Annotated in this window: 2 rRNA genes (1 of these 2 running past the window's edge); both read left to right on the forward strand. The window is 54.7% G+C overall.

Annotation, left to right across the window (positions count from 1 at the left end):
* Window positions 1–2,816 (forward strand): 23S ribosomal RNA (locus CRO07_RS17815) (it extends 54 nt beyond the left edge of the window).
* A 92-nt stretch (window positions 2,817–2,908) separates the two neighbouring features.
* Window positions 2,909–3,023 (forward strand): 5S ribosomal RNA (gene rrf / locus CRO07_RS17820).
* Window positions 3,024–3,129 lie beyond the last annotated feature (106 nt).

The raw sequence follows: 3,129 nt of genomic DNA on the forward strand, positions 1-3,129 counted from the left end.
GGACGTGATACCCTGCGTTAAGCCATGGGGAGCCGGGAATAGGCTTTGATCCATGGATCTCCGAATGGGGAAACCCACCTGACATTCCGCTATTGTTATCCATCGGATATCGATAGTGGGGTGAAACAGGTATCATTACCCTGAATACATAGGGGTTTTGAAGCAAACCCGGGGAACTGAAACATCTAAGTACCCGGAGGAAAGGAAATCAACAGAGACTCCGTTAGTAGTGGCGAGCGAACGCGGACCAGCCGATCCTCGAAGAGTGACTGGAATGCGCTGGAAAGCGCAGCGATACAGGGTGACAGCCCCGTACAGGAAGCTCCACAGGACATATCAAGTAGGGCGGGACACGTGAAATCCTGTCTGAAGATCGGGGGACCACCCCCGAAGGCTAAGTACTCCTTGCTGACCGATAGCGAACCAGTACCGTGAGGGAAAGGTGAAAAGCACCCCGACGAGGGGAGTGAAACAGTACCTGAAACCGAACGCCTACAAGCAGTCGGAGGGTCCATGAGACCTGACGGCGTACCTTTTGTATAATGGGTCAACGACTTGGTCTCACGAGCAAGCTTAAGCCGGTAGGTGGAGGCGCAGCGAAAGCGAGTCTTAAAAGGGCGTCGAGTTCGTGGGATCAGACCCGAAACCAGGTGATCTAGCCATGAGCAGGATGAAGTCAGGGTAACACCTGATGGAGGTCCGAACCAACACCCGTTGAAAAGGGTCTGGATGACTTGTGGCTAGGGGTGAAAGGCCAATCAAACCTGGAGATAGCTGGTTCTCCGCGAAAGCTATTTAGGTAGCGCCTCGGACGAATACCTCGGGGGGTAGAGCACTGCATGGATGATGGGGGCCCACAGCCTTACTGAGTCTAAGCAAACTCCGAATACCCGAGAGTACTATCCGGGAGACACACGGCGGGTGCTAACGTCCGTCGTGAAGAGGGAAACAACCCTGACCTGCAGCTAAGGCCCCCAATTCGTGGCTAAGTGGGAAAGCATGTGGGACGGCCAAAACAACCAGGAGGTTGGCTTAGAAGCAGCCATCCTTTAAAGATAGCGTAACAGCTCACTGGTCTAGATAAGCTGTCCTGCGGCGAAGATGTAACGGGGCTCAAGCCACGAGCCGAAGCTCAGGATGCACAGCAATGTGCGTGGTAGCGGAGCGTTCCGTGATATAGCGCACTGTCTGTTCTAATGATCGCGACACCAATGCGCTCAAGTAGCGAAGCGGTAGCGCGCGCATATGCGCAGACAAGGCGCTTTCTGTGAAGCCGGGCCGTAAGGCATCCGGTGGAGAGATCGGAAGCGAGAATGTTGACATGAGTAGCGACAAACAGGGTGAGAGACCCTGTCGCCGAAAGTCCAAGGGTTCCTGCTTAAAGCTAATCTGAGCAGGGTGAGCCGGCCCCTAAGGCGAGGCCGAAAGGCGTAGTCGATGGGAACCAGGTTAATATTCCTGGGCCAGGAGGATGTGACGGATCTCAAAGGTTGTCTGCCCTTATCGGATTGGGCAGGCCGCTCAGAGGTCCCTGGAAATAGCCCTCCATCAGACCGTACCCTAAACCGACACAGGTGGACTGGTAGAGTATACCAAGGCGCTTGAGAGAACCACATCAAAGGAACTCGGCAAAATGCCTCCGTAAGTTCGCGAGAAGGAGGCCCCGTCTGTAGGCAACTATGGGCGGGGGGCACAAACCAGGGGGTGGCGACTGTTTACTTAAAACACAGGGCTCTGCGAAGCCGTAAGGCGACGTATAGGGTCTGACGCCTGCCCGGTGCTGGAAGGTTAAAAGGAGAGGTGCAAGCCTTGAATTGAAGCCCCAGTAAACGGCGGCCGTAACTATAACGGTCCTAAGGTAGCGAAATTCCTTGTCGGGTAAGTTCCGACCTGCACGAATGGCGTAACGATCTCCCCGCTGTCTCTGATGTGGACTCAGCGAAATTGAACTGTGTGTCAAGATGCACACTTCCCGCGGTTAGACGGAAAGACCCCATGAACCTTTACTATAGCTTCGCACTGGCATCAGGATTGTGATGTGCAGGATAGGTGGTAGGCATCGAAGCGGGGACGCCAGTTCCCGTGAAGCCATCCTTGAGATACCACCCTTCGCACTCTTGATGTCTAACCGCGGCCCGTTATCCGGGTCCGGGACCCTGCGTGGTGGGTAGTTTGACTGGGGCGGTCGCCTCCCAAACAGTAACGGAGGCGCGCGATGGTGGGCTCAGACCGGTCGGAAATCGGTCGTCGAGTGCAATGGCAGAAGCCCGCCTGACTGCAAGACTGACAAGTCGAGCAGAGACGAAAGTCGGCCATAGTGATCCGGTGGTCCCGAGTGGAAGGGCCATCGCTCAACGGATAAAAGGTACTCTGGGGATAACAGGCTGATGATGCCCAAGAGTCCATATCGACGGCATCGTTTGGCACCTCGATGTCGGCTCATCTCATCCTGGGGCTGGAGCAGGTCCCAAGGGTATGGCTGTTCGCCATTTAAAGAGGTACGTGAGCTGGGTTTAGAACGTCGTGAGACAGTTCGGTCCCTATCTGCCGTGGGTGTAGGAGACTTGAGAAGAGTTGCCCCTAGTACGAGAGGACCGGGGTGAACGATCCACTGGTGGACCAGTTGTCGTGCCAACGGCAGTGCTGGGTAGCTATGATCGGACAGGATAACCGCTGAAGGCATCTAAGCGGGAAGCCCCCTTCAAAACAAGGTCTCCCTTGAGGGCCGTGGAAGACCACCACGTCGATAGGCCAGAGGTGTAAGCGCAGCAATGCGTTCAGCTGACTGGTACTAATTGCCCGATAGGCTTGATCTGATCCGGTAACAGCAAGGCTAAATAAGCCAATTACCAAAATCAGAAGCAAAAAAAAACCTGGAACAAAACTGATGTTGCCGTTTCTTCTCAGGTCTGGTGGCCATAGCACGAGCAAAACACCCGATCCCATCCCGAACTCGGAAGTTAAGTGCCGTCGCGCCAATGGTACTGCGTCTCAAGACGTGGGAGAGTAGGTCGCCGCCAGACTTGACAAGAAACGATACCTCTCAAAAACGTACAAAACAAAACAACCAAACATAAATCAACGCGGGGTGGAGCAGCCCGGTAGCTCGTCAGGCTCATAACCTGAAGG

Origin of the sequence: Cereibacter ovatus (genome assembly GCF_900207575.1) — a bacterium.
Taxonomy (GTDB): Bacteria; Pseudomonadota; Alphaproteobacteria; order Rhodobacterales; family Rhodobacteraceae; genus Cereibacter_A; species Cereibacter_A ovatus.